The sequence below is a fragment of the Acetobacter sp. DmW_125128 genome, assembly GCF_008704325.1.
Taxonomy (GTDB): domain Bacteria; phylum Pseudomonadota; class Alphaproteobacteria; order Acetobacterales; family Acetobacteraceae; genus Acetobacter; species Acetobacter oryzifermentans.
The window spans coordinates 101,565-114,121 of sequence record NZ_VHOP01000006.1 but is presented as its reverse complement, the minus strand read 5'-3'; the positions used below and the strand labels follow the sequence as shown (position 1 = coordinate 114,121).

The following is a 12,557-nucleotide window of genomic DNA, read 5'->3' as shown; positions in this document are numbered from 1 at the left end:
GACTTCTGCGTCCTCCATGAAACGGACTCTCTTCATGAAACCTTTCCTGTCTTTACCCCTGTCGGCCATGGTGCTGCTCACCGTTTCTGCTCACGCCCAGACGGGTCATCAGAGTGACAAACAGATGGTGACTAACGCACACTGGCTCAGCGCGGAACAGGCCCGACCGGCCACATCCTCGGATAACGCCACCCTGAAGGCTATGCCAGACCTTACGAAAACCGCCAGGCAGTATCACGATCTGTGCAACACAGGCGTGACACCTAAAATCCTGTCTCTCGATGTTGGGGGTGCTCTTGGCACCCTCACGGCGGTCATCGAGGAAGATACGACCTGCTTCGGGGGCGATGGCGCCCGTTATACCCTTCTCGACAGAACACATCATGTCGTGTGGCAGAATTCCGCTGCCGCCATTGCCATTCTGGAAAGCCGTCATGACGGGGTTCACGATCTGAGTTTCGGTGGAGCGGGGCCAAGGGTTCCTGTCTGGAGCTGGTCGGCAGCCAGACAGGCTTATCAGTTACGCACCGTCATCGACACAGAATAAAAAGACTCCGCCATGAACAGGAATGACATCGATTTTGAAGGAATCAAGACCCGGTTAGGTCTGTTCTGGGAGACCCCCAATGAACTTGTCCTGGCAGCACTGGGCAGCACCGTTCTGGCGGGGTTTCTGTCCTGTGCTTATCGCCATGCCGAACGCAATATGACGTCGGTTCAGCACGCTGGCTTTAGCGGGTTTCATATTCTGGGCATCATACTCTGGCTGACCATCGCCAGTTTTGGTGCGTCCTGCCTCAGTCGTCGACGGGCGTCGTTCAATATCCCCCGTCTTTACTGTGATCGCGCGTCATGGGGCATGGCGCTGTTCTGTCTCGTCAAAATCTACGTTTTTCTACAATCCTCGCAGACAGAGACAAGCAGCTTTCTTTTTGCGTTCTCGACCTTCCATCTCTATTTCACTCCCGGTTCCGGCATTCTGTTTCTTCTTGCTGCGCCCGTCCTGCTGTGGCGTGCAACCCGCATCGAAAAGGCAGAAGAGACTGACAGACAGCAGGACAAGCCAGAGCCTGAACTGCTGCCGCCATATGATGACAAAAGTGACTAAGCGGTAACCAGCCTCCCGTCGGGGAGGCTGGTCCGGTCTATTCATTCATCTGCGCGTCTGTTTTCCACAAGGCGCAGAATACTGATGACGCCATTCAGTTCCGGCACGTCTTCCGCCAGCCTGTCGCGATAGGCCACAAGCAGCGGAAGAATGACGGAAGAGACGATATTTTCCAGATCCTCATGATCGATACTATTCGGGTGCGCCATAAGAGTTATCCTTTATTTATGGCTTGACACCAGGGCACTGCATCAGGGACTGCTGAACTTACAATCCTTAAAGAGTCTCCTTGGGAATGAAGGGATATCCCCTCATCGCCAGCAACCCAAAGTACCACTCAGTTCTTTCTCACTCTGTACTCGCGCGGGCGCACGCGCGGGGGTAGTTGCTGCCCCTGTTCAGCCTCGCGCGCTGACAGTCTCCTGCCCGATGCACGACGTCCCTCCTGATGACAGACACGCTGCGCGACAGCCGCCTTGATGGCTTCCGTGCAGATGGCTGCCAGCCAGTCCGGGTGCGCCATCATGTCGAGCCAGATCACCTGCAGCAGCGGCCGCCCCGGTTGGCTGAACCAGTCCAGCTTTTCCGCCAGACGGTCCAGAGAGGCTTCCTCGACATCCGTCCGGCAGATCCGGTCGGAGCCCAGCATGCCCATTACCTCGATGCAGACCAGAGGGATCTCTTCCTCTGGCGCGCAAAGACCGAAATCGCTGCGCAGATACCGGCCGTCTTCCAGCCAGGGGTGGCAGCACAGGTCGAGGTCATCGGGCACCCTCTGCACAAGGGTTTCCCAGACAATGCGCTCGGGTGCTGAGTCCAGTGTCGTGCCATCGGAGGCCTGCGCTCCCGAGCGCGGCAGATCCGGATAACGGCGGGCGAGTGCTTCGAGCATCCGCCGCCAGTCGCCAAGGCTTTCGCCCAGCTGGTCCAGATGCCGGGCCTCGGGGCCGCAATAGCGCATCATGTTCGAGACAGGCGGTGCACCCAGCCGCTTGGTGAGTGTCGCCATGAGGTGCAGATCCTCGTCTGTCGCATCCCATGGCGATAGACGAGGGGTCTGGCGAAAACGGTGGATGGCGCGGGACACACCGTGTCGACCGGTCTGATGGCGTGTGATCTGATAACGCATGATGAAAATCCTGTGACAGAGTGATAACTTTGGTTTTTTGGGGGGGGCTGACGTCCCGAAAGAGGCTGAGATCCGGCCTTCACGCTGAAGCCGGACGGTCCATGATTTCCTGCAGCGTCTCGCCAAAATCTTCGAGGAGATCACCGAGCAGCAGCACATGGCCTTCCAGCGGGCGGCCAAAGGGGAGCGTATCGTCAGGACCGTCATCACGGGCGACACACAGGGCGGGCAGCAGCACATCGTGCATCTGCAGCCAGACAGTGATCAGCCGGTCGAGGTCCGTTTGGGACAGAGAGAATTGTTCAGCAGACATAAGGGATAATCCTTGGTCCGACCTGCCCTGCAGACGCAGATCGACACCGGCACGCCGTAATGCGTCCGGAGACTGAAAAGACTTCTGGGGCAGGTCATGAAAAAAGCAGGTGTTGAGGAAGAGAGAAAAAGCGTCAGTAATCCGTGCGGGACAGATCGAAGGGCAGCAGATCGTCTTCAGGGCAGTCGAGCACACCGAGATGCTCCAGTCCGGCCTGCAGGCTGTAGCCCGGCGCGCACTCCGTGAGGAACCAGTGCGGGTCAACAGCCAGACCATTGATGACGGGGGCGGCGTCCACCGCTGTGGAGGCTGACAGGCAGATCAGGTCTGATGGATTGATCTGCCTGCTGAGAGCGTCAAACAGCATCAGATCCCTCTGTGGATCCGTCAGTCCCAGCAGATCTTCGGGCACCAGCCCCGCCAGCCGCCCGCTGGAGGCGGCATGCACGATCAGACTCATCGGCGTATGGAACATCAGATGCGGCCAGAGTTCCCGGGCTGCGCGATGCAGGCACAGACCCGGCAGGGTCAGAGCCGGATCGTCCTCCGCGAGAAAGCGCCGCAGGAAGTGGTAATTGAAAACGGCGATGGCGTTTGGTGCGTCCATGCCTTCTTCGGCAAAGACCAGCGGTTCATCGAAGCACAACCGTCCGCTGGCATCGTGATGGAGATCCATCATGCGGACATAGTTCAACACCGTCGAGACGGTGAGCGGGGTCCACAGGATATTCTGCACCACGACCACGAAACGGCTGCCCTCGGCAAAGCGGGTCAGGGGTCTGGCCGGCCACCAGCTGAGCAGGCGCAGGCGAAGGGACGTGAGTTGCCCCACACTATCAGCGCGCAACGCACTGACCGGCGAGGTGGAAGAGAAAAAGGATGATGAAATCCGTGTCATAAAACATGTCCTGAAAGGCGAGGAAGGACACGGCGGGAGCACACAGGCCCACACACCACATCCTTCTCTCTGGGAACGAAGGGACCAGTCCCTTCATCGCCAGCCCTCAGGACCGAGGATGTCTCCCTGTCCGACCGTCTTCTCTCAGACCGCGTCTTCCGGTCTCCCGGATGCAGACTTTGATAGGGTCAAAGTCGCGCTGCCAGGCGCGCATCCAGCGACGTCCGAAGGACCACACGAAAAATGGCGGTTAACTAACGTTTTTTGGCGTTTTGCGTGCGCTTTGCGCACCAAAATGCGGTATCGTGCCTTAAATCCCGAGCAGGGATAGATTTGAGCCGTTTTGATATCTTTGTGGTGTGAGTGTTCTTCGGTCATGCCACAAAGAGGTCTTAGAAACGGTCTGTAGGGCGGTCTGGTAGAAATCCGAGGGTCTTGTGCGGGTGGGTCTACAGACCGGCCTGTGCGGCCATCCTAGAGGGTTTTTGTGTATAGGTGGCCGAAGGTTCCTTGGTTTTTAGTAATGATCGGGGAAGATTCGCGGTTTCCTGCGGGTTTTTGCGTTTTTGGCAGATTGTAATGTGATTCAGCCACACAAGACTTTCTGCGGAAAAGGCTGATTACAGTAGTCTGGGAAGACCCTTTTTTCAGGGGCCGTTTCGCTAGAAGCGGCAGTTTTCTGCCAATTTGAGGGTGATGGCAGATTGTAATGTGATTCAGCCACACAAGACTTTCTGAGGAAAATGCTGATTACAATAGTCTGAGAAGACCCTTTTTTCAAAGGCCGTTTCGCTAGAAGCGGCAGTTTTCTGCCAATTTGAGGGTGATGGCAGATTGTAATGTGATTCAGCCACACAAGACTTTCTGCGGAAAAGGCTGATTACAGTAGTCTGGGAAGACCCTTTTTTCAAAAGCCGTTTCGCTAGAAGCGGCAGTTTTTTGCCAATTTGAGGGTGATGGCAGATTGTAATGTGATTCAACCACACAAGACTTTCTGAGGAAAATGCTGATTACAGTAGTCTGAGAAGCCCCTTTTTCCAAAAGCCAATTCGCTGGAAGGAGCAGTTTTCCCACGATGTGAGGGCGGGTGCAGATTGAAAAGTGATTCAGCCGCACAGGACTTTCTGCGGAAAATGCTGAATACAGTAGGCTATGAAGACCTTTTTATCGGAGGAAAGTTCGCTGAAAGCGGTAGTTTTCTGCGAATGTGAGGGTGCTGGCAGATTGGAATCTGATTCATTACTACAGAAGCAAGTGCGGAAAAACAATTTCTGTAGACTATGCCTGTAATCGGCAAGGCTGCTTTGGTGTCAGATGGCTAACGCCCCAAAAGGCTCTGAACCGGTCGCCGTCCGGCCAAACAGCTCTTCTCAGCTCAATTCAAAATAAAAGAGTGAATTTTTTTTAATTAGATTGAGCGTTTTTTTATGCATTTTTCCACGATGTGACGATAATTTTCTAGGCTAAAAAATATAATATATTGGTTTATTTGAATATTTTTCGATACCTTAGAGCGAATTCACGATTCTGTGATGGATATTTAAAGCATGATTCCAATTTAAATTTTTTCCTGATTTTGAGGAAAAAAAACAAAAGCAAACAGAAAATATCTGAAAAATGACTGTGCTATGTTCGGGAAATCGACTCACAGAGAAGCGGAAAAGCGGAACGTCATTCTTTGACCATGCCAGTGATATCCTGTTTGTCGACGATAGAAAGATTAGTGTTTTTTCAAACGTTATTGAAAATGTATTGATTTTCTAATAATGTTCTAGAAGGAATTGTTGATCATGTCACACTCCACTCCATATGATGCGGCGCGAATTGGTTCAGTAGAAGTTGTCGAATTTATACGGGAGACGGGCGGTCGCATCATGCCTGGACGTGCCGAGGCGCTGTCAAAAAAAATTCTTGGACCGCGTGGAAATACAGCAATGGCTGCAACAGCCACACGTGCGATACTTAAAATGGATCAGAGTATACTTGATGGTTTAAATACTCTTGTCAGAGAAGATACGTTCTCAGACGTATTTGATGGCTATATCGGGTTTGTTTTCGACCCGTCACGTACACAGCATCTTCTGATGATTCGTCTTTTCGACTTTTACAGGCGTAATCAGGAGCAGATCGGTTTTATCGATTCTGCGCGTAATCTATTTATGGAGATACTGCAAACATACCCTTTGCCAGAAGCAGAAGTTCGTTTTATCTCTACAGTGCGTTTGGCTGGTGCGATGAATATTCATCCCGGCCTATCCGAAACAAACCTCACCGGTTCTCCCAAGCCGCTTTCAGCTCGGGCACCATTACGCATTGCTGCGTTTCTATGGATGGGCTTCTTTGCAAATTGGTACTATCGCACAATCCAGCAGTCTGTCTACGGATTTGGTATTTCCCCGTTGTATCCTCCGAACCAGCGTAATTCTCTTAAAGCATATTTTCCGCAATTTACTGAGGAGATGGCTTCTCAAAAGATATATGTATCAGATGTCTTGCGGAAGATTGAATTGAATCTGGGTAACTGCAGAATATCTGAATCTCTTGTTGACAGACTGGGTACAGAAGAATGTCTCACGTTGCTTGTTAAGATGAGATTTGATCTGTCAAAAATGATCATTGATGTAAGAAAAATAGGAAAAAAACGAAATCGTATAACAACTTATGACAAGATGTCAGATATCGGCATAGCGAGACCAAAAAAAGACGAAGCTGCTCTTTTACGATTTCTGATCCTCTCCGATTTTGGCAAGAGAGACCTGCTCGGTCTTATGCAGATGGCGACAGATAACATTGATGTTCTTGAACATTTTCATCGTGTGTTTAGCCAGAAACCCCTTCCTATGCGAGTGTCACAAGATGATGAGGATTCTCGTCTTATAAAGGAAGAAATACGCCAGCTACTGAATGAGTTTATTATGCCTGTTCCAAACAGTTACAGATATAATGAAACGGGCAGTCTGAACTCGGAAGAGACATCTGCGCAAGCGCGTCAATTACATGAAGAATAATTTGCTCATGCGGATTGTCACGTAACTCCACGGGAATTTAGTCTCGTTGGCTGTATGCCGCGACATTGAAAAATGTCAACCGAAAGAGATCAGTTATGTCTATGGAAAAAAATAAAAAAAATTTCGAGAGGCATACGGTTTTCTTCGATATCAATCGACCGGGTGAGAGCAACAATTTTGCTCTTCAGGGTCTTCTCGTCGCAGCCGAAAGGAACTTTACAGCCGGGCGTCGGAGTAGGGGGCAGAAATACGGCAGCATGTGGTCGGATAGCCGTGACAGGTCATCTTCTGTCACGGATGACTGTCTCCATCTGGAAATGATGCTTCTCGAACGGCAGCATCTGCAGTTGCTGGCCCGCCAGCGCACATCGGGGCGGCAGTTCCTGGATTTTCTCAGGCCGTTCGACCTCCAGACGCTGGATGATCTTGGATCGGTCAGGCGGAAGCTGCTCGATCAGATCCACGCACAGCCGCTCAGCAGTCTCGACAAGGCTCTTGAGCTCCAGAACCTCTATCAGGAGCATGATCTCTGGCGGTTGCAGATGCGGATTGCCGATATCGGCACGAGGCTCAAAACGGCCATGCCTCGGTACGGTTTTTCAGAATACAGTGCGATCCGGGCCACCATTATTGAAGAGGGCTGCCGCTACATTGGTCGGGCGGTGCATATCGCCGCCCGTCTGTCGCTGCATCATCCCGACATACCCATATCGTGGGAACGTTGCCTGCACGTGTTTCAGGCTGGCCGCAGGGGGATTGATCCATTCAGCACTGTTGATGATTATGTCATGGAGCCCTCCACTCCCTCGCGTCTGCTGAGAAAAAGAAAACGGGAAGTCAGCGAGAGAGAAAAGACTCATCTCAGCAAACGTACACTTGCGGAGATGCTTAAACATTTCAGACCGGTCGCGCATATTCTTGCCGCCATGGATGTTCTGGCCTGCCGTGCCTATCTGCCGATACATCCCACGGACGACGTGTGGCCGCCCTACCGCCCGACATGTGAAACTGACCCTGGTTTTCTGACAGCGGGCCGGAGTTTCATGGACGATCCGCGGGATGGAGGTATGACCCGGGCGACGCTTGGGTATGCGCTGTGGTTTCAGGACTGGGGTCTGAAAAAGCCTTCTGCTCCGGGAAGCCGGGCTCTGTTCCGCGCTGCGGATATCGCGTGCCTGCAAAGCGATCTTTCTCTGCCAGAGGTGATCGGGCGCGAACTGGATTTCACTCGGGATGACGGGTCGATTGCACGGCAGGACCCGGTTTATGGCTACGCTTATGATCCACACCTGTATGACGATCGGGCAGAGGACGTCGCCGACACGGCAGGTATCGCTGCTCCTAGTTTATATTCCCCGGATGTCTCCCCAGTAGCAACGGACATGGGAGAAAAAGAAAAACCTGTATGCATGAAACTACCGGCTCTGATTCTTCCACCACTTCCCAAAGAAATTCTTGACATACTCGATGGTTATAAACCGCAGCATAGCAAGCAGAGGAACTCCTGACGCAGCCCATGCGACACAGGCGCCGTGTGCCCAGAGTGGCCTGAAAGGCAGAATTCAGTTCTTTCTTCCGCAAACCGGTTCGACCGGCCGTAGAGATAAAAAAATCTCGCTCCAGTATAGTGTTCGTATAATAACCGCAGAAAATACGATTGCGATGTGATCGGAGCGGCAGGCCGCGCACATCATGACGGGGGCATTTCTCGTTTCGATCTGAAAATTGCAATAGAAATTGCAGTTTTTGTTCCCCGTACCCTCATCGAGGCTGCTTTCAACGAAGTACAGGTTGAAAGCAGAATGATGCTGGAAATAGTCGATTTCCCAAAAGTAATTGAAATCGCGACCTCTGCTGAACTCTTCGACATTGTACGCAGGTCAGCATACTGCTTTGCGGCATCAGGCAGGATCGTAACGATAAAGATAGGTACATCGCGTTTTATAGAAACTGAAAGTATTCAGTATCACATTCAGAGATCCATTACTTTCAGGCAGCTAAATGTCGGCACTCCCGGTGCGGACTTACGCTCATGAAACGCGCGATATCGCCCGGACGAACCGTTACAAGCTCAACACTCGGGAACAGACCCATCGACTCTGGCTCAGGACAGCGGTCCGTGGTACTCTCCAACACAATGCACAACTGGCGGGTTCAGGATGATCTGCCGCCAGAAATCCCGGTCGACAAAGCGGAAATCGATATTCTGACGAGGTTTTGCGATGACATCCTTGCCCGTTGCTTCGAGCCCCCTCCAGCCACAGCCGTCCCTGCGCGCGGCTCTTTATCTGCGCGTATCAACAGGGCGGCAGGCCGAGCACGACCTGTCAATCCCCGATCAGCAGCGTCAGGCTGAAGCGTATTGTGCCGCGAAAGGCTGGGAGGTCGTCGAAGTTTTCATTGAGGCGGGTGCTTCGGCGACAGATGACCGGCGACCGGAATTTCAAAAGTTGATGGAGGCAGCATCGGAGAAACCAGGACGGTTCGATGTTGTCGTTGTGCATTCCTTCAGCCGCTTTTTCCGTGATCATTTCGAGCTTGAATTCAACGTCAGACGTCTTGCAAAGCAGGGGATCCGGCTGATTTCGATCACGCAGGAACTGGGAGATGATCCATCCTCTGTGATGATGCGTCAGATCGTGGCGCTGTTCGACGAATATCAGTCCCGTGAGAATGCCAAGCATACACTGCGGGCGATGAACGAGAATGCCCGTCAGGGATTCTGGAACGGCTCCCGCCCGCCCTTCGGCTATCGTACCGTGGAGGCGGAGCGTCGCGGGCAGAAAATCAAGAAGAAGCTGGAGATCGATCCAGTCCAGTCTGAGACGGTCAGGTTCATTTTCGAACTCTACCGTCACGGAGATGGACAGTCCGGCGGGCTCGGCATCAAGGCGATCGTCAACCTTCTCAATGCAAAGGGATACCGTACGCAGACCGGTTCACGATTTTCCTGCAAATTCATTCATGACGTGCTGACGCGCGAGACCTATGCGGGCACGCATGCGTTCAATGTGGTCGAAGCGAAAACGGGCCGTAAGAAAGCATCGGATGAGGTGATCACCATGGATGCTCCAATCATTATTCCTCGTAGCGAGTTTGCGGAAGTGCAACGGCGTCTGAAACAGAACACCCCGCGTGTGACGGCGCCCCGGATCGTCAATGGTCCATGCCTGCTGACGGGGCTGGCAGTCTGCGCCACCTGCGGGGGCGGGATGACGTTGCGGACAGGGAAATACGGTCGTTATCGCTATTATACCTGCGCGACACAGGCCCGGCAGGGAAAGACGGCCTGCAAGGGACGGAGCATCCGGATGGATCTGCTCGATACGCTGGTCATGGAGCATCTCGCCACCCGTCTGCTCACGAAGGACAGGCTTGGCGTGATTCTGGAGGCACTCCTGGCACACTATGCTGCCAACCATAACCGTGATGCCGCCCGCAAGGAGAGTCTGCGTAACGCATCCCGTGAAGCCGAACAGAAGGTGCAAAGGCTGTATGCGGCTATCGAAAATGGCGTTGTCGATGCCACCGATCCCACGCTCAGGGAACGGCTTGATGCACTGAAGGCCCAGCGGGATGAAACCAGGCGCCTTTGCGCGATGGCGGAAGCCCCGGCGATGGTCGTGCCGGTCATTACCGATGAAATGATCGGACGCTTCTCTCATGACCTGCGGGCAAAGCTGGCCGATGGTCCCGTCGCCATGCGCAAGGAGTATCTCCGTGCGATCGTCGATCGCATTGAGGTCGATGACAGAGAAATCCGTATTTTTGGAAGGAAAGACAGGCTGATGAACCAGCTTGTCTCGGACCGTCCTAAACTGAACCCGAAAGTTCCCAGTTTTGGACGGGAGTGGCGTCCCGTACGGGATTCGAACCCGTGTTGCCGCCGTGAAAGGGCGGTGTCCTAGGCCTCTAGACGAACGGGACAAGAGGCTGTGTTGAGGCGCTTTGTAGAGATATTGCTGAGGGGCGTCAAGGCAGGAAATAGACTTTTACGGAGGTTTTTGAAAAAATCATCATTCCATCATATGCCAGCATATTGCCAAAGGGTCATTCCAGTTCAATTGGCATGCATAAGTACCAATTGAGGATAGCAAACACATGCAAGCCAAGCATTTTATAAAAGGTCTTATGGTTTTCTGTCTTGGGTTCCCAACAGCCGTATTGGCGCAAAGCATCGCGCATAATATTGCGGCCTGTCAGCTTTCTGATGGTCATCCTGTATTTTGTGGCCTGCCCTTTACAGGGGACGCTGTGCTGCCTTTAACGTCGGAAAACGGCAGATATTATAGATGTTCAGTTATAGTAGGAAATGCCACATTCTGTAAGGCGCCCTATACAGGTAATGCCGTAGTTCAACAGCTCAATGGCCAGTATGCATCTTGCCTGATTGAATTGGGAGAGGTGAAATTTTGTAGTCTTCCCTACACTGGCCGTGCTGTTATTCGTGGTTGGTAGGGAATATTTTAGAGGCCAAGCTCTAACAGTTTTTTCTGCAGAGAAAGAGGCAGGCCTACGGCGTGCGTTGGAGTGCCCTGCAAATCAGTGGGTGCATCTTGGCTTTGCAGATAGCGCCATCCCTGAAATGGCCGTATGGCTCGGGGTTGTACGGGAATAATCTTGGGAGAAAGCAAGATAAGTGTGCCTTGTGTGCCGTCCGCCCGTGTTGTGGTTTGAATATCCATAATGGGCTGTCGGCATAGAATAAGCCCGTTGATGACGCGGTACAGTGAACCACCATCCAGAAGGGCATCTTTTTGTTTGGGAAAAGAGCGTGTGTGCACTACCGGTAAAGGAACATCATAATCTGGATGAGCATAGGTATTGAAGGGCTGTTTCAGCCGTTCAGTCAGATCTTCGAGTGATTCAACACCCACAGCCAGCTTGATCAGATTAAGCATTTTTCCAATGTAGTGCGTCACTTACATCAGACAAGGCTCTATTTTTAAAGCACCAGCGCATGCAGCAGGGCTTCCAGCCGTAATCGGCCTTCTTCTGTGGCGTGTAAATGGGTGGGGGTTTGCACAAGGTAACCTTCTTCCACCGCAGCCGCCAGAATAACCGGGTCTAGGGTTTCAGACAGGTGTAGGCCTGTGCGTGCCTCAAAATGTTTGAGCGCAACGCCTTCCTGTAAACGCAGGCCCATTAAGAGCATTTCTCGTGCACGTTCCTGCGGTACAAGTGGTTCCTGAGATGTCTGGCCAGAACCTGTGCGTTCCACCAGTTCGGCCCATGGTTCAGGCGCACGGTGCCTGCGCGTAGCATACAGTTGGCCATCCAGTGTAATGCGCCCATGCGCGCCGGGGCCAAGGCCCAGATAATCACCGTAATGCCAGTAGGTCAGATTATGGCGGCTTTCACTACCCGGTTTGGCGTAGTTGGAAACTTCGTAAGCATTCAGCCCATGCGCATGGGTGATGGCTGTTGTTGTTTCATAAAGTTCAGCGGCTGTTTCTTCATCAGGCAGGCTGAAGCTGCCCTGCCGATAAAGAGCTTCAAATTTGGTGCCGGGTTCAATGGTCAACTGATAGAGCGAGACATGGTCTGCTACCAGTTGCAGCGCTGTCTCCAGCTCAGTTTTCCATGCGGCCACACTCTGGTTGGGGCGGGCGTAAATCAGGTCAAACGTAATGCGGGGGAACAATGAGCGGGCAAGTTCCAGTGCAGCCAGTGCTTGCGTAGCGGAATGCTGACGGCCCAGAAAATGCAATGCCTTATCATTAAGGGCCTGAATGCCGAGGGAGACACGGTTTATCCCGGACTGCCTAAAATCTTTCAGCCTTTCAGCTTCTACGCTGGTTGGGTTGGCTTCCAGCGTAATTTCAAGGTTGGGGGCCGCGTCAAACAGGGATGTGGCATCATCTATCAAACTTGCGACTGTTTGTGGGGCCATAAGTGAAGGCGTGCCGCCGCCAAAAAAGATGGATGTCAGACGGCGGCGGCCCAAACGGTTTGCCTCGTGTGCAAGTTCTGTACGGAGCGCCTGGGCAAAGCGCGCCTGTGGAATTTCTGCCCGCACGTGTGAGTTAAAGTCACAGTACGGGCACTTGGCCAAACAGAATGGCCAGTGGATATAAAGGGCGAGTGTGTCCTGCTCCACA

At 52.7% G+C, this 12,557-nt stretch carries 11 protein-coding genes, 1 tRNA gene and 1 pseudogene; 6 read left to right on the top strand and 7 right to left on the bottom strand.

What is annotated here, in order from left to right; all coding sequences use genetic code 11:
* Positions 1 to 34: 34 nt before the first annotated feature.
* Both FKW19_RS02815 and FKW19_RS02810 read left to right on the top strand, forming a co-directional pair.
* Positions 35 to 547, top strand: coding sequence for a hypothetical protein (locus tag FKW19_RS02815; RefSeq protein ID WP_089179967.1), 513 nt, complete (start codon positions 35 to 37; stop codon positions 545 to 547).
* A gap of 12 nt (positions 548 to 559) precedes the next feature.
* Positions 560 to 1,108, top strand: coding sequence for a hypothetical protein (locus FKW19_RS02810; RefSeq protein ID WP_089179585.1), 549 nt, complete (start codon positions 560 to 562; stop codon positions 1,106 to 1,108).
* Positions 1,109 to 1,149: 41 nt separating this feature from the next.
* Here the strand turns inward: FKW19_RS02810 and FKW19_RS15320 are convergent, their stop codons facing one another.
* From FKW19_RS15320 to FKW19_RS02795, 4 genes are all read right to left on the bottom strand, one after another.
* Positions 1,150 to 1,317 carry a hypothetical protein gene (locus tag FKW19_RS15320; RefSeq protein WP_162870686.1) on the bottom strand — a complete coding sequence of 56 codons (168 nt, stop codon included), beginning with the start codon at positions 1,315 to 1,317 and terminating at the stop codon, positions 1,150 to 1,152.
* A gap of 128 nt (positions 1,318 to 1,445) precedes the next feature.
* Positions 1,446 to 2,237: a hypothetical protein gene (locus tag FKW19_RS02805; protein WP_238331243.1), complete on the bottom strand. Its 792-nt coding sequence runs from the start codon at positions 2,235 to 2,237 to the stop codon at positions 1,446 to 1,448.
* A 79-nt stretch (positions 2,238 to 2,316) separates the two neighbouring features.
* The gene (locus tag FKW19_RS02800; protein WP_089179584.1) at positions 2,317 to 2,550 is read right to left on the bottom strand and encodes a hypothetical protein; all 234 of its coding nucleotides are present in this window, start codon (positions 2,548 to 2,550) and stop codon (positions 2,317 to 2,319) included.
* Positions 2,551 to 2,683: 133 nt separating this feature from the next.
* Entirely contained in the window at positions 2,684 to 3,448 is a 765-nt protein-coding gene (locus FKW19_RS02795) for a hypothetical protein (RefSeq protein ID WP_089179966.1), read from the bottom strand.
* Positions 3,449 to 5,238: 1,790 nt separating this feature from the next.
* Here FKW19_RS02795 and FKW19_RS02785 point away from each other — a divergent pair.
* From FKW19_RS02785 to FKW19_RS15650, 4 genes and pseudogenes are all read left to right on the top strand, one after another.
* Positions 5,239 to 6,456 (top strand): hypothetical protein, encoded by a 1,218-nt coding sequence (locus FKW19_RS02785; protein WP_089179583.1) that lies wholly within the window; start codon positions 5,239 to 5,241, stop codon positions 6,454 to 6,456.
* A 95-nt stretch (positions 6,457 to 6,551) separates the two neighbouring features.
* Positions 6,552 to 7,964: a hypothetical protein gene (locus FKW19_RS02780; RefSeq protein WP_089179582.1), complete on the top strand. Its 1,413-nt coding sequence runs from the start codon at positions 6,552 to 6,554 to the stop codon at positions 7,962 to 7,964.
* Positions 7,965 to 8,120: 156 nt separating this feature from the next.
* On the top strand, positions 8,121 to 8,492 hold the full coding sequence (locus FKW19_RS02775; RefSeq protein WP_089179581.1) for a hypothetical protein: 372 nt from the start codon (positions 8,121 to 8,123) through the stop codon (positions 8,490 to 8,492).
* Between the two features lie 186 nt (positions 8,493 to 8,678).
* Positions 8,679 to 9,743: pseudogene (locus tag FKW19_RS15650) on the top strand (recombinase family protein); the annotation flags it as partial.
* 564 nt (positions 9,744 to 10,307) lie between these two features.
* On the opposite strand, the gene FKW19_RS02765 reads toward FKW19_RS15650, so the two are convergent.
* The 3 genes from FKW19_RS02765 to hemW form a co-directional block, all read right to left on the bottom strand.
* Positions 10,308 to 10,383, bottom strand: a tRNA-Glu gene (locus FKW19_RS02765).
* A 539-nt stretch (positions 10,384 to 10,922) separates the two neighbouring features.
* A complete protein-coding gene (locus tag FKW19_RS02755; RefSeq protein ID WP_035353660.1) occupies positions 10,923 to 11,357 on the bottom strand; it encodes a DUF1489 family protein in 435 nt (144 codons plus the stop codon).
* A 44-nt stretch (positions 11,358 to 11,401) separates the two neighbouring features.
* On the bottom strand, positions 11,402 to 12,556 hold the full coding sequence (hemW, locus tag FKW19_RS02750) for a radical SAM family heme chaperone HemW (protein ID WP_089179579.1): 1,155 nt from the start codon (positions 12,554 to 12,556) through the stop codon (positions 11,402 to 11,404).
* Between the last annotated feature and the right edge of the window lies 1 nt (position 12,557).

Coding starts and splice junctions, on each gene's coding strand:
- FKW19_RS02800 (WP_089179584.1), bottom strand. CDS start 2,550: ATGTCTGCTGAACAATTCTCTCTGTCCCAAACGGACCTCGACCGGCTG.
- FKW19_RS15320 (WP_162870686.1), bottom strand. CDS start 1,317: ATGGCGCACCCGAATAGTATCGATCATGAGGATCTGGAAAATATCGTC.
- FKW19_RS02755 (WP_035353660.1), bottom strand. CDS start 11,357: ATGCTTAATCTGATCAAGCTGGCTGTGGGTGTTGAATCACTCGAAGAT.
- FKW19_RS02810 (WP_089179585.1), top strand. CDS start 560: ATGAACAGGAATGACATCGATTTTGAAGGAATCAAGACCCGGTTAGGT.
- FKW19_RS02785 (WP_089179583.1), top strand. CDS start 5,239: ATGTCACACTCCACTCCATATGATGCGGCGCGAATTGGTTCAGTAGAA.
- FKW19_RS02780 (WP_089179582.1), top strand. CDS start 6,552: ATGTCTATGGAAAAAAATAAAAAAAATTTCGAGAGGCATACGGTTTTC.
- FKW19_RS02795 (WP_089179966.1), bottom strand. CDS start 3,448: ATGACACGGATTTCATCATCCTTTTTCTCTTCCACCTCGCCGGTCAGT.
- FKW19_RS02805 (WP_238331243.1), bottom strand. CDS start 2,237: ATGCGTTATCAGATCACACGCCATCAGACCGGTCGACACGGTGTGTCC.
- FKW19_RS02815 (WP_089179967.1), top strand. CDS start 35: ATGAAACCTTTCCTGTCTTTACCCCTGTCGGCCATGGTGCTGCTCACC.